Source organism: Bradyrhizobium sp. MI1.10 (assembly GCF_055811035.1).
Genome location: NZ_JBVVPN010000003.1, coordinates 240195 through 265028, shown reverse-complemented (window position 1 = coordinate 265028; position 24834 = coordinate 240195). Strand labels below are relative to the sequence as shown.

General features: G+C 64.8%; 20 protein-coding genes and 1 pseudogene. 14 read left to right on the top strand and 7 right to left on the bottom strand.

Annotation, left to right across the window (positions count from 1 at the left end):
• Positions 1-629: 629 nt before the first annotated feature.
• Positions 630-1559 (top strand): aspartyl/asparaginyl beta-hydroxylase domain-containing protein, encoded by a 930-nt coding sequence (locus tag AC0L3K_RS05435; RefSeq protein WP_473365536.1) that lies wholly within the window; start codon positions 630-632, stop codon positions 1557-1559.
• A gap of 6 nt (positions 1560-1565) precedes the next feature.
• On the opposite strand, the gene AC0L3K_RS05430 is transcribed toward AC0L3K_RS05435, so the two are convergent.
• Positions 1566-1964, bottom strand: a complete 399-nt coding sequence (locus AC0L3K_RS05430) for a Spy/CpxP family protein refolding chaperone (protein WP_473365535.1) — start codon at positions 1962-1964, stop codon at positions 1566-1568.
• A gap of 276 nt (positions 1965-2240) precedes the next feature.
• Here AC0L3K_RS05430 and AC0L3K_RS05425 point away from each other — a divergent pair, with 276 nt between their 5' ends.
• Positions 2241-2699 carry a YybH family protein gene (locus tag AC0L3K_RS05425; protein WP_473365591.1) on the top strand — a complete coding sequence of 153 codons (459 nt, stop codon included), beginning with the start codon at positions 2241-2243 and terminating at the stop codon, positions 2697-2699.
• 146 nt (positions 2700-2845) lie between these two features.
• Positions 2846-4186 (top strand): MFS transporter, encoded by a 1341-nt coding sequence (locus AC0L3K_RS05420; RefSeq protein WP_473365534.1) that lies wholly within the window; start codon positions 2846-2848, stop codon positions 4184-4186.
• 64 nt (positions 4187-4250) lie between these two features.
• Here AC0L3K_RS05420 and AC0L3K_RS05415 read toward each other — a convergent pair whose 3' ends face one another.
• The 3 genes from AC0L3K_RS05415 to galE form a co-directional block, all read right to left on the bottom strand.
• Positions 4251-4952 (bottom strand): fumarylacetoacetate hydrolase family protein, encoded by a 702-nt coding sequence (locus AC0L3K_RS05415; RefSeq protein ID WP_247455143.1) that lies wholly within the window; start codon positions 4950-4952, stop codon positions 4251-4253.
• Between the two features lie 35 nt (positions 4953-4987).
• Positions 4988-6790 carry an ABC transporter ATP-binding protein gene (locus AC0L3K_RS05410; protein ID WP_473365533.1) on the bottom strand — a complete coding sequence of 601 codons (1803 nt, stop codon included), beginning with the start codon at positions 6788-6790 and terminating at the stop codon, positions 4988-4990.
• Between the two features lie 117 nt (positions 6791-6907).
• Positions 6908-7921 carry a UDP-glucose 4-epimerase GalE gene (galE, locus tag AC0L3K_RS05405; RefSeq protein ID WP_473256032.1) on the bottom strand — a complete coding sequence of 338 codons (1014 nt, stop codon included), beginning with the start codon at positions 7919-7921 and terminating at the stop codon, positions 6908-6910.
• 125 nt (positions 7922-8046) lie between these two features.
• Here galE and AC0L3K_RS05400 point away from each other — a divergent pair, with 125 nt between their 5' ends.
• Entirely contained in the window at positions 8047-9084 is a 1038-nt protein-coding gene (locus tag AC0L3K_RS05400; RefSeq protein WP_473365532.1) for a glycosyltransferase family 4 protein, read from the top strand.
• Between the two features lie 178 nt (positions 9085-9262).
• Here AC0L3K_RS05400 and waaF read toward each other — a convergent pair whose 3' ends face one another.
• Positions 9263-10333: a lipopolysaccharide heptosyltransferase II gene (gene waaF / locus AC0L3K_RS05395; RefSeq protein WP_473365531.1), complete on the bottom strand. Its 1071-nt coding sequence runs from the start codon at positions 10331-10333 to the stop codon at positions 9263-9265.
• Between the two features lie 159 nt (positions 10334-10492).
• On the opposite strand from waaF, the gene rfaD reads away from it, so the two are divergent.
• The 6 genes from rfaD to AC0L3K_RS05365 all read left to right on the top strand — a co-directional run bounded on the left by rfaD (position 10493) and on the right by AC0L3K_RS05365 (position 18470).
• Positions 10493-11473, top strand: coding sequence for an ADP-glyceromanno-heptose 6-epimerase (gene rfaD, locus AC0L3K_RS05390; protein ID WP_473365530.1), 981 nt, complete (start codon positions 10493-10495; stop codon positions 11471-11473).
• A gap of 11 nt (positions 11474-11484) precedes the next feature.
• A complete protein-coding gene (rfaE1, locus tag AC0L3K_RS05385; RefSeq protein WP_473365529.1) occupies positions 11485-12969 on the top strand; it encodes a D-glycero-beta-D-manno-heptose-7-phosphate kinase in 1485 nt (494 codons plus the stop codon).
• Positions 12966-14252, top strand: a complete 1287-nt coding sequence (locus tag AC0L3K_RS05380; RefSeq protein ID WP_473365528.1) for an O-antigen ligase family protein — start codon at positions 12966-12968, stop codon at positions 14250-14252. Before rfaE1 ends, AC0L3K_RS05380 begins: the two co-directional genes overlap by 4 nt.
• Before the next feature lie 137 nt (positions 14253-14389).
• A complete protein-coding gene (locus AC0L3K_RS05375; RefSeq protein ID WP_473365527.1) occupies positions 14390-16303 on the top strand; it encodes an SDR family NAD(P)-dependent oxidoreductase in 1914 nt (637 codons plus the stop codon).
• Positions 16304-16305: 2 nt separating this feature from the next.
• On the top strand, positions 16306-17526 hold the full coding sequence (locus AC0L3K_RS05370; protein WP_473365526.1) for a glycosyltransferase family 4 protein: 1221 nt from the start codon (positions 16306-16308) through the stop codon (positions 17524-17526).
• Positions 17523-18470 (top strand): NAD-dependent epimerase/dehydratase family protein, encoded by a 948-nt coding sequence (locus tag AC0L3K_RS05365; RefSeq protein WP_473365525.1) that lies wholly within the window; start codon positions 17523-17525, stop codon positions 18468-18470. The genes AC0L3K_RS05370 and AC0L3K_RS05365 overlap by 4 nt, the downstream gene beginning before the upstream one ends.
• On the opposite strand, the gene AC0L3K_RS05360 is transcribed toward AC0L3K_RS05365, so the two are convergent.
• Together AC0L3K_RS05360 and AC0L3K_RS05355 are read right to left on the bottom strand one after the other, a co-directional pair.
• Complete coding sequence (locus tag AC0L3K_RS05360; protein WP_473365524.1) at positions 18458-19477, bottom strand: MraY family glycosyltransferase; 1020 nt, start codon at positions 19475-19477, stop codon at positions 18458-18460. The two genes, AC0L3K_RS05365 and AC0L3K_RS05360, sit on opposite strands and share 13 nt — an antisense overlap.
• Positions 19474-20433 (bottom strand): lysylphosphatidylglycerol synthase transmembrane domain-containing protein, encoded by a 960-nt coding sequence (locus AC0L3K_RS05355; RefSeq protein ID WP_473365523.1) that lies wholly within the window; start codon positions 20431-20433, stop codon positions 19474-19476. The genes AC0L3K_RS05360 and AC0L3K_RS05355 overlap by 4 nt, the downstream gene beginning before the upstream one ends.
• A gap of 223 nt (positions 20434-20656) precedes the next feature.
• On the opposite strand from AC0L3K_RS05355, the pseudogene AC0L3K_RS05350 reads away from it, so the two are divergent.
• The 4 genes and pseudogenes from AC0L3K_RS05350 to AC0L3K_RS05335 all read left to right on the top strand — a co-directional run.
• Positions 20657-20920 (top strand): annotated as a pseudogene (locus AC0L3K_RS05350) (UDP-glucuronate 5-epimerase); the annotation flags it as partial.
• Positions 20921-20927: 7 nt separating this feature from the next.
• Positions 20928-22340, top strand: a complete 1413-nt coding sequence (locus AC0L3K_RS05345) for a mannose-1-phosphate guanylyltransferase/mannose-6-phosphate isomerase (RefSeq protein WP_473365522.1) — start codon at positions 20928-20930, stop codon at positions 22338-22340.
• A 184-nt stretch (positions 22341-22524) separates the two neighbouring features.
• A complete protein-coding gene (locus AC0L3K_RS05340; protein ID WP_473365521.1) occupies positions 22525-23526 on the top strand; it encodes a Gfo/Idh/MocA family oxidoreductase in 1002 nt (333 codons plus the stop codon).
• Between the two features lie 8 nt (positions 23527-23534).
• Positions 23535-24710 (top strand): DegT/DnrJ/EryC1/StrS family aminotransferase, encoded by a 1176-nt coding sequence (locus tag AC0L3K_RS05335; RefSeq protein ID WP_473365520.1) that lies wholly within the window; start codon positions 23535-23537, stop codon positions 24708-24710.
• Positions 24711-24834: the final 124 nt, after the last annotated feature.

Below are 24834 nucleotides of genomic sequence, written 5' to 3'. Positions count from 1 at the left end.
TCACGCGGTTCGCCTTCACGGTTGCGGCGAGATAAGGAGACTGATCGGCCTTGCCGAGGAAGTACACATAGTTCGTTGCGTTGTTCGCCGGCGGCAGCTTGCGGTGCGGTTCGCCGAGCGCGGCCTTCAGTGACGCCTCCGAGATGCCGACGCCCAGCGCGCCCATGCGCTGGCAGGCGAAGCTGAGTAAATCAGGATCCGGCGGGGCGGCGCCCTTCTTGGTTTCGACGCGGCAGGCGAATGTCTGCCCTTGCCGCAGCCATTGGCCCCGCAGCTCCGGATCTGGCGTCTTGCCCTGCTGCGGCCGCGGCTGAACGCCTTGGCCATTCGCGGGTACGGATATTCCGAGCAGAGACAGCGCGAGCGCGAAGCCCGCCAACGACCGCCATATCCCCAAGACGCAACTCCAGATTCCCAACCTGTGGAACCCAAGATACCACGCGGCCGAAAGCGGCTGCAACGCCGGTATTGAGGTGGGCGCGGCTTCGATTTGTCCTTGTGCGCCGCCCCGCCCAGGGCCGTGCCAATCACAACCTGCGGAGCAGCCTCAGGATGCATGTCGATATCTTGCCACTCGGGCCGCGTCGGGATAGATCACGTCCCCGGTTAAATCACCGGGAACTGGGGAGATGTTAAAACTGCTTTTTTCGCCGCAACTCGTCATTCTCTATGTGCTGGCGGCATCGACCATCTACGTTCATTTCCGCGGCAAGCAGCGGCTGCGCTTCGCGCGCCAGCTTGGCGACCACTCCACCTATCTCGCGCCCTACAATGTGCTGATGTATGCGGGCTCGGCGGTGCCGAACAAGCCGGTGATCCCGGTCGATCAGTTTCCCGAGCTGAAAGCCCTCAGCGAAAATTGGGAGACCATTCGCGATGAGGCCGTTCGCCTGTTCGACGAAGGCTTCATTCGCGCCGCGGCGAAGAACAACGATTGGGGCTTCTACTCGTTCTTCAAGAGCGGCTGGAAACGCTTTTACCTGAAATGGTACGATGACTTCCTGCCCTCGGCGCGCACGCTGTGCCCGAAGACGGTGGAGCTGCTCAACTCCATTCCGAGCGTGCATGGTGCGATGTTTGCGATGCTGCCGCCGGGCGGCAAGCTCGGCGCCCACCGCGATCCCTTTGCCGGTTCGCTGCGCTACCACCTCGGCCTCGTCACGCCGAACTCGAACAGGTGCCGGATCCTGGTCGATGGCGTCGAATGCGTCTGGCGCGACGGCGAGGCCTTCATGTTCGACGAGACCTTCATTCACAGCGCCGAGAATGCCACCGACGTCAATCGCATCATCCTGTTCTGCGACGTCGAGCGTCCGATGAAATACGGCTTCATGACCGCAATCAACCGCTGGGTCAGCCACCACATCGTCAAGGCCTCTGCAACCCAGAACGTCGACGGCGAGAGCGTCGGCGTGCTCAACAAGGTGTTCGGCAAGCTCTACGAGATCCATCTCGCGACCCGCAAGGTCAAGCAATGGAATCGCAACGTCTACTACACGCTCAAATATTCGCTGACGGCGGTGATCCTCGGCCTCTTCGTGCTGTCGGCGCTGCGATGACCGCGTCTAGTGATGGTGCTTGTGTGCTTCGGAGCCATCGGGGCGTTGGTAACCGCGCAGCTCCGCGTATCGCTGCATTTGGCTCCGGTCGAGCAGAGCGGTTGTCGATAGATGGTATTTGAGGTGGCTGTCGCGGAGCAGTGCCTGGGTTTCCGAAATGGCAACGAGGGTCGCCTTGAGTGACTCCGATGTCACGACGCGGGTGGAGAAGAGCCGGTCCAACTCCGTTTCCTGCTCGACCAGCTTGTTACCCAGCGGGACCGCCTCTTGCTTCATGGCATCGAAGAGGCGCTGAACCCGGATGCGCTGATCCGCGGTCAAATCAAGTCGATCACCGAACTCGAGAACATGGCTCGGACCCGGGATATCCATTGAGCTCGGCGGCAAGCGCCAGGCCCATGCCACGTCCGGCTCGAAGATCCTCGATCTGCTGCTGCGACAGCGCCTTGATGGAGCGATGCTCAAGGCCGGCATAGGGCTGACTGGACTGCGCGCTGGCAACATTGCACGAGACGATAAGCGTGGCTGCAAGCAGGAGAAGGCGTCTCATGAGTCCGGCTCCATGAAATCGGCCCGGTTCGTGGATCGATCTCCACCGGTGCTCTCCACATATCTTGCTGGACGGTTCGCCTCATGGCAACAAAGATTGCCGCGATTGAGTTGCCGAACATGGAGCAGGCGATGGCCTCCTTGCCGACCGCGAATACCGAGATCACACAGTTCTTTCGCCACTGGCTGGAGACCTTCGCGGGCTATGTCCGCGAGGTCGACTATGCTTCGGCGCGGCCGCTCTTCCATCCGGATGTGCTGGCGTTCGGCACGCACAACGACGTCATTCCCGGCCTCGACCAATGGGTCACCACGCAATGGGACAACGTCTGGCCGAAGACGTCCGACTTCCGTTTCGTCATCGCCCAGGCCTCGATCCTGGCGTCGTCCGATGGCACGATGGCGACGGTGATCGTGCCATGGACGAGCACGGGCTATCATCCCGACGGCAGCGCGTTTCCGCGCCCCGGCCGGGCCACGATGGTGTTTTCAAGACATGGCGATAACTGGCTCTGCGTGCATTCGCACATGTCGCTCAATCGCGGTGTGCCGCAGGCAAGCCACGCCGATCGGCCGGTGAAGGCCTGGTAGTGCCCCCCTCGCGGGGCTTATCGACCGACTAAAGTTTTAGCCTCCCATTTCACGTCGGTTGGAACCCTTGGAACCCAACGCCGTTTTTTCGGCAACAACAACAGGTGAAAACACGCAAGCGGGGGCCAATCTGAGGATGCGCTCCCATGGCAACACTTGATCTCGACGCCACCCGGCTTTCTGCCCCCGAGCATCAGCGCCAGCTTCGCCGCGCCGTGATCGCCTCCACAATCGGGACCGCGATCGAGTGGTATGACTTCTTTCTTTACAGCACCGTCACGGGTCTGGTTTTCGCAAAGCTCTTCTTTCCTCACTCCGATCCCTGGGTCGGCACGCTGGAGGCGTTTGCGATCTACGCGGTCGGATTCGCCGCGCGGCCCGTCGGCGCGGCAATCTTTGGCCATTATGGCGACCGCATCGGACGTAAATCCACGCTGATCGCGACGCTGCTCTTGATGGGACTGGCGACCGCTGCCGTGGCCGTGGTGCCGACCTATGCCAGCATCGGTATCTGGGGCGCCGTGATCCTGACCGTGCTGCGGTTCATTCAGGGCGTCGGCGTCGGCGGTGAGTGGGGCGGCTCGGTACTGATGTCGATGGAATGGGCGCGCAACGACCGATCCCGTGGATTGATCGCATCATGGCCGCAGTTCGGTGTGCCCTGCGGGCTTTTTCTCGCCAATCTTGCCGTGCTGGTGTTCAGCCAAATGGCGGGTGATCAGTTCCTGGCATGGGGCTGGCGTGTTCCCTTCGCGCTCAGCATCATCCTGGTCGGCGTCGGCCTCTATATCAGGCTCGGCATTCTCGAAACCCCGGTGTTCTCCAAGCTCGTGGCCGAACGCCAGGTCGATCGCACGCCGATGCTCACGGTGATCCGGGAATACCCGAAGGAGATTCTACTGTCTGCGTTTGCGCGCATGTCGGAGCAGGCGCCGTTCTACATCTTCACGGCCTTCGTGTTCTCCTATGGCATCGGCACCCTGCACTTATCGCGCGACTTCCTGCTGACCGCGGTGCTCTCGGCCTCTGTGCTGTCGTTCGTGTCGATCCCGCTGTGCGGACATATCTCCGATCAGATCGGCCGCAAGAACATGTATATGCTCGGCGCTGCTGTGACGGGCATCTTCGGCTTCGTCTATTTCGCCATGCTCAATACGGGGTCGCTGACCATCATCTTCCTCGCGATCATCCTGTCGCTGATTCCGCACGACATGCAGTATGGACCGCAAGCCGCCTTGATCGCCGAGAGCTTCACCGGACGCCTGCGCTACAGCGGCTCCTCGCTCGGCTATCAGCTCGCATCCGTGATCGCCGGCGGCCCTGCACCGCTGATCGCTACGTGGCTGTACGGCACGTTCCACTCGGCGACCGCGATCGCGGTCTACATCGCGATTTGCGCGGTCGTGACGCTGGTCGCGACCGCGATGATGACCGATTACACCGGAAAGGACATCAACGCGGCGGGGGCGTACGAGCGACGAACTTGAATCCGCAAAAAAGCCCCGGACGTGATGCCCGGGGCTTTGCTTTCCCGTGATCCCGAGCTCAGCCTTATTCCGGCTGACCGATGCTCACCTTCAGCGTACCGACGCCGTCGACGCCGCATTCGAGCTTGTCGCCGGGCTGGAGCTGCGACACGCCGGCCGGCGTGCCCGTCATGATGATGTCGCCGGCGGCGAGCTTCACCTGCTGCGAGAGCTGCCAGATGATCTCGGGCACATTCCAGATCAGCTCGGTGAGGTCGCCCTTCTGCGCTTCCTTGCCGTTGACCGTGAGCCAGATCTTGCCCTTGGCGGGATGGCCGATCTTCGATGCCGGCTGCACCGCGGAGCAAGGCGCCGAATAGTCGAACGACTTGCCGACCTCCCACGGACGCTCCTTCTTGCGCGAGGCGATCTGCAGGTCGCGGCGGGTCAGGTCGATGCCGACGGCATAGCCGTAGACATGGTCGAGCGCCTTCTCGGCGGAAATGTTGAGGCCGCCGCTCTTCATTGCGACGATCAGTTCGACCTCGTGATGGAGATCCTTGGTCAGCGGCGGATAGGGAATGGTGGCGCCGTCGGGCACCAGCATGTCGGCGTGTTTGGCGAAGAAGAACGGCGGGGCGCGCTCGTCATTGCCCATCTCGCGGATGTGCTCGAGATAGTTGCGACCAACGCACCAGATGCGGCGCACGGGATAACGGCCGCTTTCCCCGACGACGGGAAGCGAAGCCTGGGTCGGAAGCGGGATGACGTAGGAGGCGGCGTTCATGGTGCGATCTCGCTGCTCTTGAGGTGAAAGGAACTCTATGCGGTTGCGCTGATCGGCGCCAGAGCGCCGGCGTCGTGATGTTGCAGGCGGAAGAACGAGGCGTAACGGCCGCCGCGGCGGAGCAGCTCGTCATGCCGGCCCTGCTCGACGATCTCGCCGCCCTCGACCACCAGGATCGCATCGGCGTGCATGATGGTGTGCAGGCGGTGCGCGATCACGATTGTGGTGCGGTTCTGGCAAAGATGCTCGATCGCCTCCTGCACCTGCCGCTCGGACTCCGAATCCAGCGCGGCGGTGGCTTCGTCGAGCAGGATGATCGGCGCGTTCTTGATCAGCGCGCGCGCGACCGCGATGCGCTGGCGCTGGCCGCCGGACAGTTGCGTGCCGTGCTCGCCGACGGGCGTGTCGTAGCCGAGTGGGAAGCCCATGATGAAATCATGCGCGCAGGCTGCTTTCGCAGCATCGATGATTTGTTCTTCGTTTGCGCCCGCGCGGCCGAAGGCGATGTTGTTGCGGATGGTGTCGCGGAACAGGTAGACGTCCTGGCCGACATAGGCGGTCTGGGCCCGCAGCGATTTTCGGGAGACGGCGCCGATCGACTGGCCGTCGATCACGATGTCGCCTTGCGTCACCTCGTAAAAGCGCAGCAGCAACCCCAGCACGGTCGATTTGCCGCCGCCGGAGGGGCCGACCAATGCTGTGACCTTGCCGGGCTCGGCAACAAAGCTCATGCGGTTGAGGACGGTCTCACCGTTGCGATAGGAGAAGCTGACGTCGCGCAGCTCGATGCGTGCAGTCGACAGTTTCAGCGCCGGCTTGTCGTCGTCGGAATGCTCGCTCGCGGGACTGTCTACGACTTCGAGCAGCATGCGGGCGCCGACGAGCTGGCTGTTGAGGTCGATGTTGAGTCGCGCCAGCCGCTTGGCCGGCTCGGTCGCCATCAGGAACGCGGTCATGAAGGAAAAGAACGCGCCGGGCGTGGCGTTGAGCGCGACCACGCTATAGCCGCCGTAAAGTAAACAGCCGGCGACTGCGAAGCCGCCGAGCATTTCCATCAGCGGATTGGAGCGGTTGGCGACGCGGGCCATCTTGTTGGCGTTGCGCTCGACGATCGCGATGTTCTCGTCGATGCGGTTCTGCATGGTGTCTTCGAGCGTGAACGCTTTCACCGTGCGGATGCCCTGCAGCGATTCCTGCATCGTCTCCAGGATGTCGGCGGTGCCGGTGAACTGGTTGTAGGCGAGCCCCTTGATGCGCTTGACCAGCTTGCGCAGCACCAGCATGGCCGGCGGCACGGCAACGAGGCCGATGAACGACATCACCGGATCCTGCCATACCATCACGCCGATCATGGCGAGCAGCATCATGAGGTCGCGCCCGACCGCATTGACCAGCATGTTGAGGACATCGGTGATGGACTTTGCGCCGGCCGTCAACCGCGCCAGGAATTCCGACGAATGCCGCTCGGAGAAGAATCCGACGCTCTCGCGCATCAGCTTGGCGAACAGCTGGCGCTGGTTGGTGGCGAGGATCGCGTTGGAGATCTTGGTCAGGATCACCATGTGGCCGTAGGTCGCCACGCCCTTGATGAAGAGCAGGATCACCGTGATGCCCGAGAACATCGCGATGCCCGGGATGTTCTTGTCGACATAGGCCTGGTTAATGACCTGGCCGAGCACGTAGGTCGCGCCCGCGGTCGATCCGGCGGCAAGCGCCATCAGCGCGAAGGCGACGAGGTAGCGCCGCCAGTAGATGATCCCCTGTTCCGTGACCAGGCGGCGAATCAGCACCGCTGCCGCATAGGGATCGTCGGTGATTTTCTTTGGAAACTGGGCCATCCGTAGTCCATTGACGGCGCAAGGAAAGCCTGCCCGCGCGTCAGGGATCGAACGGCCTCTGTGCCCGCTAAGCCGGCGCTTTTCAAGCCCAATTAAGGGCTTGCGCTGGAATGGAATCTAGGCCGAGGCGGCGTGGCGGAGCTCGCCGTGACGCTCGCGGAACAGCTTGTCCTCCCAGGCCAGCGCATGGGCTGCGATGGTCTCGAGATCGTCGTATTGCGGCTTCCAGTCGAGCAGGCCGCGGATGCGGCTGGTGTCGGCGACCATGGTCATGATGTCGCCGGGCCGGCGCGGGGCGTATTGCACGGCGAAGCTGCGGCCCGAGACACGGCGCACGGCGTCGATGGTCTCCAGCACCGAGTAGCCGCGGCCATAGCCGCAATTGAGCGTCGTCGAGGCGCCGCCGTTGCGCAGATAGGCGAGCGCCGAGCGATGCGCCTGCGACAGGTCCGTGACATGGATGAAGTCGCGAATGCAGCTGCCGTCCGGGGTCGGATAGTCGGTGCCGAACACGTCGATCTTGGCGCGCTGGCCGGTCGCGGCTTCCACCGCGATCTTGAGCAGGTGCGTGGCGCCGACGGTGGCAAGGCCGATGCGGGCCTGCGGATCGGCGCCCGCGACGTTGAAATAGCGCAGGGTCACGTATTGCATGCCGTAGGCGGCGGCGACATCGTGCAGCATGATCTCGGTCATCAGCTTCGACGAGCCGTAGGGCGACAGCGGCCGTGTCGGCGCGTGCTCGGGCACCGGCACCTGGTCGGGATCGCCGTAGACCGCCGCGGTCGAGGAGAAGATGAAGCGGTCGATGCCGCGCTTGACCGCGACATTGAGCAGGTTGCGCGCGGTCGTGAAATTGTTGCGGTAATAGCCGAGTGGATCGCGCATCGAATCCGGCACGACCACCGAGCCCGCGAAATGGATGATGCTCTCGATGTTGTGCTGGGCGATCACGCCTTCGAGCAGGTTCTCGTCGCCGGCATCGCCAATGAACAGCGGCACGCCTTCGGGCAGATAGGCCGAGAAACCGGTGGAGAGATCGTCGATCACGACGACGTCCTCGCCGGCTTCCGCCAGCGCCAGAACCGTGTGGCTTCCGATGTAGCCGGCACCGCCGGTGACAAGCACAGTCATGATCTCACCCGTCTTCGATCAATGCTCCAAGCTAACGTTTACGTGGTGAAGAGTGGGTATCGGCGCGGCTGAACTGGTCACTATGCTTAATGTTGCGTATAGGGACTTTCGAAACGGAGCGTGGCGTGGCGAATTCCCCGAGCGATCTCGAAGTGATCGTGCCAAATCTGCACAGGCGCTATTCCGGGGTCACCGCGACCAACCGGATGGTGGCGCCGCGGCTGGCAAAGCTGTTTCGCGCCGCGTGGTTCGGCTCCGACGCGCCGGAAGGGATCGCGCGCCTGGGCGGTGCCAATCTCCTGAGATTGTGGCGCCGCAAGGCGCCGGTGATCTGGCACGCGCGCCGCAACAACGAGATGATCGCGGGCGTGCTGTTGCGCGCGCTCGGTTGGCCGCTCAAGCTCGTGTTCACTTCGGCGGCGCAACGCCATCATAGCTGGATCACGCGCTGGCTGATCCGGCGCATGGACGCGATCATCGCGACATCAGATCTTTCGGCTTCGTTCCTGAAGGTGAAGGCGACGGTGATTCCGCATGGCATCGACACCGCCGTCTATGCGCCGCCGCTCGACCGCACTGCCGCCTTCGCGGAAACTGCGCTGCCGGGCCGCTACGCGATCGGCTGCTTCGGCCGGGTACGCGCGCAGAAGGGCACCGATGTGTTCGTCGATGCGATGTGCCGCTTGCTGCCGCGCTATCCGGATTTCACTGCTGTCATCGTCGGCCAGATCACACCCGAGCAAACCGTTTTTGCAAACGACCTGAAGAAGCGGATCGAGGCCGCCGGCCTGCAATCGCGCATCGTCATCACCGGCGAGCTGCCGATCGAAGACGTGCAACGCTGGTATCAGCGGCTGACCATCTACGCCTTCACCTCGCGCAACGAAGGTTTTGGCCTGACGTTGATCGAGGCGATGGCGGCCGGCAGCGCGCTTGTCGCCGCGCGCGCCGGGGCGGCCGAACTCGTGGTCGAGGATGGCGTGACCGGCGTGCTGATGCCGACCGGTGATGCGGACGCGCTGGCTGCAGCGCTGGAGCCGCTGATGCGTGACGTGGCCGCCGCGATCGCGATGGGCGAGCGCGGGCGGGCACGGGTGCTCGCGCAATTCAGCCTCGATGCCGAGGCGGCGCGGATCGGGGACGTCTATCGGCCGCTGCTTTGAGCATCGGCTTCAGGGCAGCAAACAAAAAACCGCGAAAACAACCCCATGCACAGTAGCCGGGGTCAACGAAATCAATGGTTTGGTCGCCATCCCGAAGCTGCGGATTTTACGAAGTCGATTTGACTCGTCGGGCAGAACACCGGTATGATGTCATCATCGGCGTAAGCCTCGACGGCCTTCACGTCGAAGCTCTTGCCCCCACCTCACCCAGCACCCGCTGCGCAATCTCGACCACCTCGCTCGCCGCGATATCTCGCATGCAGCGGTGGTCGTTCATCTTGCAGATCGTGCTCTGGCAAGGTTGGCAGGAGAGCACGCTCTTGTTCTGGACCACGGTCGCGGCGAGGCCGTTGAGGGGGGCCCAGAGGTAGGGGCTGGTGGGCCCGAAGATGCCCATGGTCGGCGTGCCCAGGGCGGCTGCGATGTGCATCAAGCCGGAATCGTTGGAGATCGCGACGCCGGCCGCAGCCATGGCCAGCACGCCGTTGCGCAGATCATTGCCGGTAAGGTCCCGCACCCCGGCGCCGCCCGCCGCGACGATCTCCTGGGCCAGGCCCTTTTCCCCGGGGCCGCCGACAACCCAGACCTCAAGGCCGCGCTCGGCGAGCAGGCGGGCAGCCTCGGGATAGTAGGTCCAGCGTTTTGACACGCCGACCGAGCCGGGGGCCAGCGCCACAGCGGCGCCTGCGCTGAGGCCATTGGCCTGCCGCCAGCGGACGATGTCCTCGGCCGGGACCCGCAATTGCGGCACCGGCCATTCCGCCGGCAGGGGGGCGCCATCGGGCTGGGCGAGGGCGGCATTCTTGTCGATAAAGCGGGGCAGCTTCTTTTCGCCCCAGCGCCAGCGATTGAGCAGGCCGAACCGGAATTCGCCGACGAAGCCGACCCTTTCCGGAATCCCGGCCAAAGCGGGCGCGATGGCGGCCTTCCAGGTCCGGGGCAGCACCAGGGCGGTGCCGTAGTTCCGCTCGCGCAGGAGCTTCGCCAGGCCGAGCTGGCGGCCCACGGCGAGCCGGCCGCGCGGCAGGTCCCAGACGATCGCATCGCGCACGCCGGGCATGTAATCGACCAGCGGCGCGCACAGGGACGTCGTGAGCAGATCGACCGGCCGGTTCGGCCAGCGCTCGTTCAGGACCCGCACCACCGTGTGATTCCGGACGAAATCGCCGATCCACATGTAGGGGACGATCAGAATCGGGCGCGTGTCGCCCCGATCTGCCTCGCCACTAAATTGCGAATCTTGGTTCATTCGTTAATGAGGCCGGGGTGCGCTGATGTGGCGGTTCGGTTAGCCGCTCCGGGCCGGCAGGTAAAGCCGCCAGAGCGGCCATCCCAAAACCGCTTACACTTTGGAGGATCATGCGCTAGGGCAAGATCGGGTCGCAATACATCGGGCAGGCTAGGTGAAATGTTGCTGGTGACCGGCGGGGCCGGTTTTATCGGATCGAATGTCGTCGCCGCGCTGAACGAGTCCGGCCGGGGCGACGTCGTCGTCTGTGATTTCCTTGGCAACGAGGGCAAATGGCGCAACCTCGCCAAGCGGCAGCTTGTGGATATCGTGCCGCCGGCTGAGCTGCCGGACTGGCTGAAGGGCCGCAAGCTCGATGCGGTGATCCATCTCGGGGCGATTTCCGCGACCACTGCGACCGACGGCGACCTGGTGTTCGAGACCAACTTCCGCCTGTCGATGCGCCTCCTGGACTGGTGCACGGCGAATGCCGTGCCGTTGATCTACGCCTCCTCGGCGGCGACCTATGGCGACGGCGAGGCAGGATTTGACGACGACAGCTCCGTGCCTGCGCTAAAAAAACTGCGGCCGATGAATCTCTACGGCTGGAGCAAGCACCTGTTCGATCTCGCCGTCGCCGAGCGCGCAGCGAACGGCGAGAAGCTGCCGCCGCAATGGGCCGGGCTGAAATTCTTCAACGTGTTCGGCCCCAACGAATACCACAAGGGCTCGATGATGAGCGTGCTGGCGCGCCGCTTCGACGACGTCAAAGCCGGCCGCGTCGTGCAATTGTTCAAGTCGCATCGCGAGGGCATTGCCGATGGCGATCAGCGCCGCGATTTCATCTATGTCGACGACGTCGTGCGCGTGATCATGTGGCTGCTGGCGACGCCCTCGGTGTCCGGCATTTTCAATGTCGGCACCGGCAAAGCGCGCAGCTTCAAGGATTTGATGCTGGCGGCTTATGCCGCGCTCGGCGCCAGCCCCAACATCGAATACATCGACATGCCCGAGCAGATCCGCGGCAGCTACCAGTATTTCACCCAGAGCAAGGTCGATCGCCTCCACCGCGCCGGCTATAATGGCGGTTTCACGACGCTCGAGAACGCGGTGAAGGCCTATGTCGGGGATTATCTCGACCGGCCCGACCGCTTCCGCTGAGGCCCATCACCATGCCGACGCCCATTCTCGATTTCGATGCCCTCGCACAAGCCATCTCAGGCCGCACGGTGCTGTGCATCGGCGACATCATGCTGGACGAGTTCGTCTATGGCGAGGTGTCGCGGATCTCGCCGGAAGCGCCGGCGCCTGTCATCGCGGCACAGCGCAGCGAGATTCATATCGGCGGCGCCGGCAACGTCGCGCGCAACATCGCCGCGCTCGGCGCGCGCTGCATCTTCGTCGGCCTCGTCGGCGAGGACGAGGCGGGCAGGCAGCTCGCCTCGGCGCTTGCGGGGCAGGGTGCGATCGAAAGCGTGCTGGTGTGCGATCCCTCGCGTCCGACCACGCGAAAGGTCCGTTTCGTCTCCGAGCATTTTTCCACGCACATGCTGCGTGCGGATTGGGAGCAGTCACAGCCCGCTTCCGATACGATCGAGACCAAGCTGATCGAAGCGATCCTGCCGCAGATCGCGCGCGCCGACGTCGTGCTGCTGTCCGACTACGCCAAGGGCGTGCTCACCGCCCGCGTCATCCGCCACACCATCGACGCCGCGCGAAAACTCGGCAAGCCCGTGATCGTCGATCCCAAAAGCCTGAACTGGGCGATCTATCGCGGCGCCACGCTGCTCACGCCCAATCGCAAGGAGTTTTCGGAAGCGACCCGAAGCCGCGCCGACACGCCGCAGAGCATCGTCGATGCCAGCGAGGACGTGATGCGGCTCGCCGATTGCGAGGCGATCCTGGTCACCCAAGGCGAGCACGGCATGACGCTGGTGCCGCGCAATGGCGAGGCCGTTCACGTTCCGGCGTTTCCCGTCAAGGTGCGTGACGTCTCCGGTGCCGGCGACACCGTTGCCGCGGCGCTCGCGGTGTCGCTCGCCACGGGCGCGGACTGGGACACGGCGCTTCGCATGGCCAGTGCCGCGGCCGCCGTCGCCGTCGGCAAGCAGGGCACCGCCAGCGTGAGTGTGGCCGAGCTGAAGCGAAAGATATTGCCGCATGCCTATCTCGCGGCCGAAGAGAAGATCGTGCTCGAGCCCGGTGCGCTCGACGCGCAGCTCGCGGAATGGAAGAAGCAAGGCCAGCGCGTCGGCTTCACCAATGGCTGCTTCGACATCCTGCATCCCGGCCACGTCAAGGTGCTGACAGCGGCGCGCTCCGCCTGCGACCGCCTGATCGTGGGCCTCAACAGCGACGCCTCGGTGCGGCGGCTGAAGGGCGCCGACCGCCCCGTTCAGGACGAGCGAGCGCGTGCGGAAGTGTTGGCGGCGCTCGAAGCGGTCGATCTCGTCGTTATTTTCGATGAGGATACGCCGATCGACCTGATCACCCGCATCAAGCCGAGCGCGCTGATCAAAGGGGGCGATTACACCCGCGAGCAGGTGGTCGGCCATGAGGTCGTCGAGGCCGCGGGCGGGACGGTCGTGCTGATCGACATTCTCCAGGGCTTCAGCACGACGGCGCTGGTTCATCGCGCGCGGGGAGAGGGCAAGTGACGACGCTCGCCGGGGAGACGACCGGCCAGATGCTGTGGCGGCGTCTGCGCAGTCCGGCGGCCTGGTCCGAGACGGTCGATCTGTTCGCGATCCTGACCGCAGCTTCGCTGCCATGGTCGACGTCGCTTGCTGGCATCTTCAATGCCTTGATGCTGCTCTGCATGGTGCCGTTCCTCGACGTCCGTGAGTTCCTGCAATCGCTCAAGCGTCCGATCTGTGCGGCGCCGATTGCGCTGGTCCTGCTCGCGCTGGTCGGCACGCTGTGGTCGGACGCGGCCTGGGGCGCGCGCTTCTACGCGGTCAATCCGACCGTCAAGCTGCTGGTGCTGCCGGTCCTGCTCTATCATTTTGCGCGCTCGCCGCGCGGACATTGGGTGTTCGTCGCCTTCCTGGTGTCCTGCGCGCTGTTGTCGGTGATGTCCTGGCTCGTCGCCTTCTACCCAGACCTCGCGCTCAAATCCGACCGCGTCGAGCGCGGCATCTTCGTAAAGAACTACATCGACCAGAGCCAGGAGTTCACGCTCTGCGCGGTCGCGCTCGCCTATCCGATCGTGCGGTTGCTGCGCGAGAGGCGCTACTGGATCGCCGGGCTGCTCACGGCGCTTGCGCTCGCCTTCTTCACCAATATGGTGTTCGTGGTGGTATCGCGCACCGCGCTGGTCACGATTCCCATCCTGTTCGGTGTGTTTGCGTTGCTTCATCTGAGATGGCGCAACATCGCGATCATCTCCGCGGCCCTGCTCGTGGGCGCGGTTCTCGCCTGGCAGGCCTCGCCGCAATTGCGCAAGACCTATGACACTTTCGCCAGCGACTACACACGCTATGTCGAAACAGGCGCGCCGACCTCGGCCGGATTGCGGCTCGAATTCTGGCGGAAATCCCTCGGCTTCTTCTCGGAGGCGCCGATCAAGGGGCACGGCACCGGCTCGACGCGTGGATTGTTCGAGCGGGCCGCGACGCCCGGCGATCAGAACCTGGCATCCGCCGAGGTGATCGGCAACCCGCATAACCAGACGCTGAACGTGGCCGTGCAATGGGGCATCATCGGCGTCGCCGTTCTCTACGCCATCTGGATACTGCATCTGCAGTTATTTCGCGGCGACGGGCTCGCAAACTGGATCGGCCTCCTGGTCGTGGTCCAGAACGCCTTCACCTCGCTGTTCAACTCCCATCTGTTCGACTTCCACGAGGGCTGGATGTACGTCATCGGCGTCGGCGTTGCCGGCGGCATGGTGATCCAGGCCCAGCAGGCGGAGGCGAAGGCGACAGTAGCCGGTTCCTGAACGGCCGCCCGGATCGCAAACCTTGACCGGCAAACCTTGACCGGCAAGCCTTGACCGGCAAGCCTTGACTGGCATGTCCGGCCGAGATGGGTTATCAGCGCGATCAGGTTGCATTAAACTGGATTTTCGGTCAGCGGATGACGCGTCTTTCGCATCTCACCTTGCGCAATTTCATGATCGCGCTCCACGACCTGCTGGCGACGACGGCGGCGCTGTTCGCCGCCTTCTATCTGCGCTTCGAGGGCGGCGACGGCTTCTTCGATCGCCTCCCGCTGCTGATCCAGATCCTGCCCTATTTCCTCGCCTTCAGCTTGGTCGTGTGCTTCGTCTTCAACCTGACCACGACGAAATGGCGCTTCATCTCGCTGCCCGACGCGCTGAACATCATCCGCGTCGCGACCGTGCTCACGGTTGCACTCCTGGTGCTCGACTACATCTTCGTCGCCCCCAACGTCCGCGGCGCCTTCTTCCTCGGCAAGGTGACCATCGTCCTCTACTGGTTCCTCGAGATCTCCTTCCTCAGCGCGTTGCGCATGACCTACCGCTATTTCCGCTATACGCGGGTGCGGCGTCACGCCCGCACCGGAGATGCCGCGCCGACGCTGCTGATCGGCCGCGCCGCGGATGCCGAGGTGCTGTTGCGCGGAATCGAGAGCGGGGCGATCAAGCACATCTGGCCGGTCGGCGTGCTCTCGCCGTCGAGTTCCGATCGCGGCCAGTCCATCCGCAACGTCCCGGTTCTGGGCGGCGTCGACGACATCGAGGATGTCATCGCCGACTTCACCAAGCGCGGCAAGGGGATCGCGCGCGTCGTGATGACGCCGACGGCATTCGAGCCGGAGGCCCATCCCGAATCGATCCTGATGCGGGCGCGCAAGCTCGGCGTGATCGTGAGCCGCATGCCCTCGCTCGAGAGCGGCGATACGCCACGGCTCACGGCCGTCGCCGTCGAGGATCTGCTGCTGCGGCCGAGCGAAAAGATCGACTATGCGCGGCTCGAGGCCCTGATCGAGGGCAAGGCGGTGATCGTCACCGGCGGGGGCGGCTCGATCGGTTCCGAGATCTGCGAGCGTGTCGTCGCGTTCGGCGCCGCGCGCCTTTTGATCGTGGAAAATTCCGAGCCGGCGCTCTACGCGATCACCGAAACGCTCGCGGCGCTCGGCTCCGCGGCTTCGATCGAAGGGCGGATCGCCGACATCCGCGACCGTGAGCGCATCATGCGGCTGATAGCCGAGTTCAAGCCGGACATCGTGTTCCATGCCGCCGCGCTCAAGCACGTGCCGATCCTCGAGCGCGACTGGAGCGAGGGCGTCAAGACCAACATCTTCGGCTCGATCAACGTTGCCGATGCCGCGCATAGCGCCGGCGCCGAAGCCATGGTGATGATCTCGACCGACAAGGCGATCGAACCGGTGTCGATGCTTGGCCTGACCAAGCGCTTCGCCGAGATGTATTGCCAGGCGCTCGACCATGATCTTGCGGCGGGTCACGGCGGCGCCAGGCGGTCGATGCGGCTGATCTCGGTCCGGTTCGGAAACGTGCTGGCGTCGAACGGCTCGGTGGTGCCGAAGTTCAAGGCCCAGATCGATGCCGGCGGTCCCGTGACGGTCACGCATCCCGACATGGTCCGCTACTTCATGACCATCCGCGAAGCCTGCGATCTCGTCATCACGGCGGCAACGCATGCGCTCGGAACGCAGCGTTCGGATGTGTCGGTCTACGTGCTCAACATGGGTCAGCCGGTGAAGATCGTCGATCTCGCCGAGCGCATGATCCGTCTCTCGGGCTTGCAACCCGGCTACGACATCGAAATCGTGTTCACGGGCATGCGGCCCGGCGAACGCCTGCACGAAATCCTGTTCGCCTCCGAGGAGCCGACCCGCGAGATCGGCGTCGCCGGCATCATGGCCGCGCAGCCGAACGAGCCGCCGATGCAGACGCTGCGCAAATGGATTGCGGCGCTGGAGCAGGCGATCGCGCGCGACGATCGGGCCACCATCAGGACCATCCTGAAGGACGCGGTTCCGGAATTCGGGTCGACCGCGGCCTGATCATGCAGCCTCGAGGCAAGATCGTCGTGGCGAGCCAGCATTACCCGCCTGATCCGAGCACGACGGCGGCGATCATGGCCGAGATCGCCTGCCGCATCGCCGGGGATCACGAGGTCGTGGTGTTGTCGGGCTCATCAGGCGCGTTGCCGGCCTTGCAGACCGGCCCGGGCAAGCCGCGGATAATCGCCGTCAAGAACCGGATGGCGGGCAAGGCGGCGCTGGTGCGGCGCGGCGCCTCCGAGCTGCTGTTCGCGGCGCGTACGTTTCTGGCGCTGACACGGGAGCTGAGGCGAGGTGACGTCGTGCTTACCGTCACCGCACCGTTCATGCTGCCTTACGCGGTCGCGGCGGCGGCGAGGCTGAAGGGCGCGCGCTCGGCGCTGATCATGCACGACCTCTTCCCGGACGTGCTGGTGATGGCGGGCCTGCTGAAGCCCGGTTCGATCGTGACCATGACGATGCGCGCCGCCAACAGCCTGATGTTCCGCGCGCTCAATGCCGTCATCACCATCGGCCGCGATGCGGAACGGCCGCTGCTGAGCTATTCCGGCATGACGCGGAACAAGATCCGCTTCATCCCGAACTGGGCGACGCTGGTGGCCGCACCCCGGCCGGTGACGGCGGATAATCCGTTCCGCAAACCGCTCTCGGCGGGTTTCGTTGTCGGCCTGTCGGGTAATCTCGGCTTCACCCATGATCCGGAGATCGTGTTCGAGGCGGCGCGTCTTTTGAGGGCCGAGCCTGATATCCACTTCCTGCTCTCCGGCTGGGGCATCGGCTTCGAGCGGTTGAAGCAGTTGCAGACTGAGGCGAACTTGCCCAATGTCTCCTTCGTCGGGCGGGTCGAGGATGCCGAGCTCGAGGCATTGCTGGCGGCGGCCAATCTCTGGATCATTCCGTACCGGAAGGACGTTGCGGGGGTGTCGGTGCCGAGCCGGTTCTATAATCTGCTGGCGGTCGGCCGTCCCGTGGTGCTGGTCTCGGAGCCGGAGGCCGAGGCCGCGTTGACGGTGGTGGAGAACGGGCTGGGCTGGGTGGTGACGCCGGGCCGTGCCGATCAACTGGCCGAGGCGATCCGCGCGGCGTCTCGCTCCGACGCAGTCGCGATGGCGGAGCGCGCGGTAAAAGCGGCGGCGAAATTCGATCGCGTCACCGCGATGAACGCCTATGCTGCCCTGGTCGACGAATTGTTGCGCAACCCCGAACTGGCGGAGCAACGATGAACGAGCGCAAGCCAGTCGTGCTGGTGACGGGTGCGAGCGGTTTCGTCGGCCGTCATGTCGTGCCCGCACTGGCGCGCGAGGGGTGGTCGGTCCGCCGCGCGGTGCGCAGATCGGAAGGCATGGACGACGAGGTCGTGATCGAAACGATCGGGCCTGAAACCGACTGGCAGGCGGCGCTTGAAGGCGTCGATGCCGTGGTTCATCTCGCCGCGCGGGTGCATCACAAGCACGAAGAGCATGCGGTCCAGCTCTATCGCAACGTCAACATTGCCGGCACCCTGCACCTGGCGCGCAGCGCGGCGACGGCCGGCGTGCGCCAGTTCATCTTCATCAGCACCGTTCTCGTGCACGGTCGCAGCAACGACGGCCGCGCGCCGTTCAGCGAGGACGATATCCTGACGCCGCGCGGCCTCTACGGCATGTCCAAAGCCGCGGCGGAAGCGGGCTTGAAGACGCTGGCGCGCGACAGCGCCATGATGATCTCGGTGATCAGGCCGCCGCTGGTCTATGGTGCGGGCGCCAAGGGCAATTTCGCGCTGCTGACGCGTGCAGTGAACCTCGGTCTGCCGCTGCCCTTTGCCGCGATCCGCAATCATCGCGCCTTCCTTGCCGTGCAGAACCTGTCGTCGTTCATCCTGCGCCGGCTCTCTCATCCAGATCCAGCGAGCAATTTCGAGATCTTCCTGGTGGCCGACAGGGAGCAGGTCTCGACGCCCGAGTTCATCGCGCGGCTGGCCAAGGCTGCCGGCAAGAACTCGCGGCTGTTCGGCATGCCGCAGGACCTGCTCAGCACGCTGCTGAGAGTGATGGGCCGGCAGGATACGCAGGACAGCCTGATCGGCTCGCTCGAGCTCAACCTCTCCAAGGTGACCGCGACCGGGTGGCAGCCGCCGGTGTCTCTCGACGAGGGGCTGCTGCTGGCGCTGGCGGCTCAGGACGCCTGAGGGCGCGAGAATCGGCGCAGCACGACGCCGATCGCGATTGCGCCCGCCAGCAGCGCGATCAGCGTGATCGTCGCCGAGCCGGCGCGAGCGGTGACGATGGCAAGCCCCGCGAGCACGAGATTGAGCGCGAACACCTCGCCGATCACGCGAGAGACCGTGAAGCCGTGGTCGGTGGCGCGCTGGTAGAAATGCGAGCGATGCGCCGACCAGAATTGCTCGCGCCTGGCGATGCGCCGGAACAGCGTGATGGTGGAATCCACGAGGTAATAAGCCGGCAGTAACAGCGCCGCGGCGGGCTGCCCGCGCCAGGCGAGCTCGAGCAGGCACCAGCCGAGCAAAAGGCCGATCGGCAGGCTGCCGACATCGCCCAGGAAGACTTTTGCGACCGGCTTGTTGAACGGCGCAAAGCCGAGCATGGCGCCGCACAGCGTCGCGGCGATCAGCGCGGCCGGACACGACAGATCGCCGAGCAGTGCCAGCAGCAGCAGCGTCGCGGTGACGGGCACGACTTCCGCCACCGTCATCAGATCGAGCCCGTCCATGAAGTTGACGAGGTTCAAGAACCACACGCCCGCCAGCAGGATGAGTCCGCGCTCCAGCGCGAGCGGCAGCGCCGGCACGATGCGCGCGGTCTCGGGCGTGGTGAACACGACGGCGCCGACGGCTGCGGCCTGCAGCACGAGCCGTACCAGCACCGGCAGCGACTTGACGTCGTCGGCAAATCCGACCGCGGCAATCAACACCGTCGCAGCGATCAGCGCCGGCGGAATCGCGACGTTCGCCCAGGCTGCCCAGGCTGATGCGACCAGCAGCGTCGCTGATATCACCGCGATGCCCGCACCCTGCGGGGTCGGGATGCGGTGAGAGGACCGCGCGTTGGGCCGCGCCAATGCGTAACGCTGGAGCAGGGGGCGGCTGGTCCAGGTGATGACGCCCGACACCAGCGCCGCAATCGCAACGGCAAGCAGCGATGGTATCGCGCCGAGCGCGTCGACGAACCCGTTCACTCCGGCACCCCGAGCGGCGCCGATCCCTGCGCGGCTTTCTCGGCGCTCAGGATCCAGACCAGGCCGCCGATCGCGCCGACGATGAAGTACACAGCGCCGAACAGCAGCGAGACGTTGACGCCCTCGTTCGTGGCCAACCCCGCGAAGCCGAAGGCGAGGCTCATGGTGGCCTCACGCACGCCCCAGCCGGCGATCGAGATCGGCATCATCGTGATCAGCATCACCGGCGGCACCAGCATGCAGACGTCGCTGAAGCCGACCGGCGCCGCGATCGACTGCACGACGCACCAGGCGACCACGACGGCCAGCACATGCACGGCGAGCGACAGGATCACGACGGCCGGTCCGCGCGAGCGGCTGAAGATCACTCGGTTGGCGATCACCGCACAGGCGTGAATGTGATGCGTGGCCCACCAGGTTTTCAGCCAGCGCCATTGCAGCGCGCCGAAGACCAGGAAGCCGAGACCACCCGCGAGCGCCGCGAAGTCGACGAGCAGCAGCGCGGAGCGCCCCTGCGGATCGGTGATGAGGGCGTAGCTCCAGGGCAGGCTTGCCACGATCATGATCGCGAGTGCGATCAAACCGATCGCGCGGTCGACGAAGATCGAGTAGGTCGCCGCGCGCCCGCCGGCGCCGGCGCGCGCGACGAGCCACAGCCGGACCGCATCGCCGCCGATCGCCGAGGGCAGGGTCTGGTTGAAGAACGATCCGATCACGTTGTAGCGCATGGCCCGGCCGAGCTCGAGCGGGGCGCCGCATGCGGCGCTGATCTCGCGCCAACGCAGCACGCCGACGAAGATTTGCAGGAACGTGACGGCGATCGCCAGGCCGATCCAGAACAGGCTGGTCACGGTGAAGCGCGAAAACAGTTCGGACAGATCGACCTTGCGCAGCGCCAGGTAGAGCAGCGCTCCGGAAATCAGGATCTTGGCCGTCGACAGCAGGATTCGGCGCATTTCGCCCGCATGAACAAGGGTTTTGAAGCAACCCGACGCAAGGCGCCGAATTCGGCCGCTTTGGTATGGTTTTGGCGCCGATCTTGCAATAGCGGTGATCGGGAGCCCGCATGCAGGGCGGCGGGGCTATTGCGGCCCCGTCGATGCGGAGGCTAAAGAGGCGCCGCGGGCGAAAGATCGAGCGACGGATCGGGCGAAGCGGTCCTTGGGAACAGGATAAGGGATCACCGCAGATCGTCCGGCTGCCGCAAATGCGCCGTCTAAGGTCTACAATGTTGTCAATCATCACCCGGAAGAGCTGATGCACGTCGTCGGACTTCTGGAGCTGGGTCGGACGGCGATCAAAGAATTGCTGCCGAGAGGCCTTTTGGAAACGTTCGCGGATGTCGAGGATCTGATGCGCGATACCGGCTTTGCACCGTCAACGCCGATCGCGCACGGAGTTCGTAATTTTGTCACCTGGTATCGGAACGACTTCAAGGTTTGAAATGACGATGGACAAACGCATTATCCCCCTGATCATGTGCGGCGGTGCCGGAACGCGGCTGTGGCCGGCTTCGCGCGAGGTGCGCCCCAAGCAGTTCCTGCCGCTGTTCGGCACCCGCTCGACCTTCCAGGACACGCTGTTGCGCGTCTCGGAGGCCTCGCTGTTCGATCGCCCGATCGTCATCACCAATGCGTCCTATCGCTTCATGGTGCTGGAGCAGCTCGCGGAAATCGGCATCGAGGCCGACGTGATCCTGGAGCCGATGCGGCGCGATTCCGGCCCGGCGATCGCAGCCGGTGCGGTGTTCGCGCAGAACCGCGCGAGTGAGGCGATCGTGCTCGCGCTCGCCGCCGACCACGTGGTGCAGGATAATGCCGCGTTCGTCGTGGCGTGCCGCCAAGGGCTTACCGCCGCAAGCGCCGGGCGCATCGTCACGTTCGGCGTCAAGCCGGAGCGGCCGGCGACCGAATACGGCTATATCAGCCCGGGCGAGGTCATCTCCGGTGAGGTGCACGCGGTCGCGCGCTTCGTCGAGAAGCCGGATGCGGTGAAGGCGGCCGACTACGTCAATTCCGGCTATCTCTGGAACAGCGGCAATTTCATGTTCCCTGCCGCCGTCCTGCTCGACGAATACCGCAAGGTCGATGCGGCAAGCGTGGAGGCGATTTCCGATGCCGTGAGCAATGCCGGCCGCGATCTCGGCTTCGTGACGCTGGAGCCCGAGGCGTTCGGCGCGGCCAAGGCGATCTCGATCGACTATGCGGTGATGGAGAAGACCGCGCGCGCCGCGGTCGTGCCGGTGTCGTGCGGCTGGTCCGACGTCGGCTCCTGGCACGCAGTGTGGGAATTGTCGGACAAGGACGCCCAAGGCAATGCTTCGCACGGCGCCGCCGTGTTCGAGGATTCCCGCAACTGCAACGTCACCACCGATGCTGCGCTGGTCGCGCTCGAAGGCGTCGACGATCTCATTGTGGTCGCGACCGCCGATGCCGTTCTGGTCTCGCGCCAGAAGGATGCCAACGGGCTCAAGCGGCTGGTCACAAAACTCAAGGCGGTCGCGCCGAAGGTCACCGAGGAGCATCTCAAGGTGCATCGGCCCTGGGGCAGCTACCAATCGGTCGACAATGGCGAGCGCCATCAGGTCAAGCGCATCGTGGTGAAGCCGGGCGGACGTCTGTCGCTGCAGAAGCACCATCATCGCGCCGAGCACTGGATCGTGGTCCGCGGCACCGCCCGCGTCACCGTCAACGAGACCGTCAAAAGCGTGCACGAGAACGAGTCGATCTATATCCCGATGGGCGCGGTGCACCGGATGGAGAACCCCGGTAAAATCATGCTGGAGCTGATCGAGGTCCAGACGGGAAGCTATCTCGGGGAAGACGACATCATCCGGATTGAAGACGATTATCAAAGGTCGTAACCAGCACACTCCGAATCACGCGACCCGGGCCAAAAGGATGGTCTCTTTCAGAGGCTTAAGGCCCGGGAAACGTGTAACTTTTTGAATCAAATCGTGTCCGGACCGCTAGCTCCGCATTCGCCACAAATGTGGCGTCCGTGCTAGAAGCGCCTCGGGGATTTGCGTTGAATCGGGGTTTGCTCAAATGAGTTCCACAGGATCTGCACCGCCAAAGGCCGGCTTGCGCGTCGGCGTCATTGGCGCCGGCGTGATGGGCAGCAACCACGCGCGCGTGCTCGCGGGTCTTCCCGGCGTCAACCTCGTCGGCGTCGTCGATCCTTCGCCGGCACATCGCACGCGGGCGATGGAGCTTGCCAATTGCGCGAGCTTCGAGACGCTCGACCAGCTGCTGGCCGAAGGCGTCGATGCCGTCACCATCGCGGCGCCGACCCATCTGCATCATGAGGTCTCGCTCGCCTGCATCGCCAAGAACATCCACGTGCTGGTCGAGAAGCCGATTGCGTCCACGGTCGCGGAAGGCCGCGAGATCGTCACGGCTGCGCAAAAAGCCGGCGTGACGCTGATGGTCGGCCATGTCGAGCGCTTCAATCCAGCGGTCGCGGCCGTCAAGCAGGCGATCGCGGGCGAGGATATTCTGTCGATCGCGATCACGCGCGTCGGCCCATTCCCGCCGCGCATGTCCAATGTCGGTGTCGTTATCGATCTCGCCGTGCACGACATCGATCTAATCCGCTGGTTCACCGAATCCGACATCGTCGAGGTGCAGCCGCAATTGTCGAGTGCGGTCGCCGAGCGCGAGGATATCGCACTCTTGCAGTTCCGCACCGCCAACGGCGTGCTCGCGCACATCAACACCAACTGGCTGACGCCGTTCAAGGCGCGCAGCGTCACGGTCGCGACCCGCGGCAAATACGTGATGGGCGATCTCTTGACGCGCCAGGTCACCGAATGCTTCGGCTTCAAGCCTGACGGCAGCTATTCGATGCGGCATCTGCCGGTCGGCCATGACGAGCCGCTCCGCGCCGAGCTGATCGCGTTCCTCAAGGCCGTGCGCAACAGCGAGACGCCGGCGGTCACCGGCGACGAAGGCGTCGCCAGCCTCGAGATCGCGACGCAGTGCCTGGAAACGCCGTCCCGCCCCGCGGCCACGTCGGCCCGCAAGGGTCCGCGCCGCGTCGCCGGCTGAACTCTTCCATGTCGACCAGCCAAGAAGGCGCCATGAACCAGCATCTGCGTTCCGAACCCATTCCCTTCATCGATGTCGCCTCGCAGCGCCGCCGACTTGGCGATTCGCTCGATGCCGCCGTGACGCGCGTTCTCGATCATTGTCAGTTCGTCAACGGCCCTGAAGTCGCCGAGCTCGAGAAGCAGCTTGCGGCTTATTGCGGCGCCAAGCACGTCATCGGCTGCGCCAGCGGCACCGATGCGATCCTGATGGTGATGATGGCGAAGAATGTCGGGCCGGGCGACGCCGTGCTGTGTCCGTCCTTCACCTTCATCGCGACGGCTTCGCCGGTGGCGCGGACCGGCGCGACGCCGGTTTATGTCGATGTCGACGAATCGACCTTCAACATGAGCCCGGAATCGCTCAAGCGCGGCATCGCGACCGCCCGCAAGGCCGGCCTCAAGCCGGTCGCGATCATTCCGGTTGATTTGTTCGGACAGCCGGCCGATCACGACGCCATCGCCGAGATCGCCAGGGCCGAAGGCCTGTTCGTGCTCGACGACGCCGCGCAGGGCTTTGGCGCGAGCTACAAGGGCCGCAAGCTCGGCACCTTCGGGCTCGCCACCGCGACCAGCTTCTTCCCCGCAAAGCCGCTCGGCTGCTTCGGCGACGGCGGCGCGATCTTCACCGATGACGACGAACTCGCGGCGACGCTGCGCAGCATCCGCGTGCATGGACAGGGCGTCGACAAATACGACAACGTCCGCCTCGGCCTGACCGGCCGGCTCGACACCATGCAGGCCGCGATCCTGATCGAGAAGCTGAAGATCTTCGACGACGAGATCGCAGCCCGCAACAAGGTCGCCGAGCGCTACGCACGCGGACTCAGCAACGTGGTCACCGTGCCGCGCGTTGCTCCCGGCAACACGTCGGTCTGGGCGCAGTACACGATCCGCCTCCCTGAAGGCACCGACCGCGACGGCTTTACCGCCGCGCTGAAGGCCCAGGGCGTGCCGACCGCGATCTATTACGGCAAGTCGATGCATCAGCAGACGGCCTACAAGCAGCACCCGGTCGCCGAGGGCGGCCTGCCGGGCTGCGAGAGCCTGTCGCAGGACGTCATCAGCCTGCCGATGCATGCCTATCTGACCGAAGCCGATCAGGAGCGAATCATCGCGGCCGTGCGCGGTGCGCTTTCGACCTGATTTCGCTGTTCTTAACCCTCTCCCCTTGTGGGAGAGGGTGGCTCGCCGCAGAGCGGCGAGACAGGGGGCGGGGGGGGGTCCGCCCCGCGACCTGCGGTGGGCCGCCCCCCCCCCCCCCCGCGCG

Coding starts and splice junctions, on each gene's coding strand:
- AC0L3K_RS05370 (WP_473365526.1), top strand. CDS start 16,306: ATGCAGCCTCGAGGCAAGATCGTCGTGGCGAGCCAGCATTACCCGCCT.
- AC0L3K_RS05335 (WP_473365520.1), top strand. CDS start 23,535: ATGTCGACCAGCCAAGAAGGCGCCATGAACCAGCATCTGCGTTCCGAA.
- AC0L3K_RS05415 (WP_247455143.1), bottom strand. CDS start 4,952: ATGAACGCCGCCTCCTACGTCATCCCGCTTCCGACCCAGGCTTCGCTT.
- AC0L3K_RS05420 (WP_473365534.1), top strand. CDS start 2,846: ATGGCAACACTTGATCTCGACGCCACCCGGCTTTCTGCCCCCGAGCAT.
- AC0L3K_RS05410 (WP_473365533.1), bottom strand. CDS start 6,790: ATGGCCCAGTTTCCAAAGAAAATCACCGACGATCCCTATGCGGCAGCG.
- AC0L3K_RS05375 (WP_473365527.1), top strand. CDS start 14,390: ATGACGCGTCTTTCGCATCTCACCTTGCGCAATTTCATGATCGCGCTC.
- AC0L3K_RS05425 (WP_473365591.1), top strand. CDS start 2,241: ATGGCCTCCTTGCCGACCGCGAATACCGAGATCACACAGTTCTTTCGC.
- AC0L3K_RS05365 (WP_473365525.1), top strand. CDS start 17,523: ATGAACGAGCGCAAGCCAGTCGTGCTGGTGACGGGTGCGAGCGGTTTC.
- galE (WP_473256032.1), bottom strand. CDS start 7,921: ATGACTGTGCTTGTCACCGGCGGTGCCGGCTACATCGGAAGCCACACG.
- rfaD (WP_473365530.1), top strand. CDS start 10,493: ATGTTGCTGGTGACCGGCGGGGCCGGTTTTATCGGATCGAATGTCGTC.
- waaF (WP_473365531.1), bottom strand. CDS start 10,333: ATGAACCAAGATTCGCAATTTAGTGGCGAGGCAGATCGGGGCGACACG.
- AC0L3K_RS05435 (WP_473365536.1), top strand. CDS start 630: ATGTTAAAACTGCTTTTTTCGCCGCAACTCGTCATTCTCTATGTGCTG.
- AC0L3K_RS05340 (WP_473365521.1), top strand. CDS start 22,525: ATGAGTTCCACAGGATCTGCACCGCCAAAGGCCGGCTTGCGCGTCGGC.
- AC0L3K_RS05345 (WP_473365522.1), top strand. CDS start 20,928: ATGGACAAACGCATTATCCCCCTGATCATGTGCGGCGGTGCCGGAACG.
- rfaE1 (WP_473365529.1), top strand. CDS start 11,485: ATGCCGACGCCCATTCTCGATTTCGATGCCCTCGCACAAGCCATCTCA.
- AC0L3K_RS05355 (WP_473365523.1), bottom strand. CDS start 20,433: ATGCGCCGAATCCTGCTGTCGACGGCCAAGATCCTGATTTCCGGAGCG.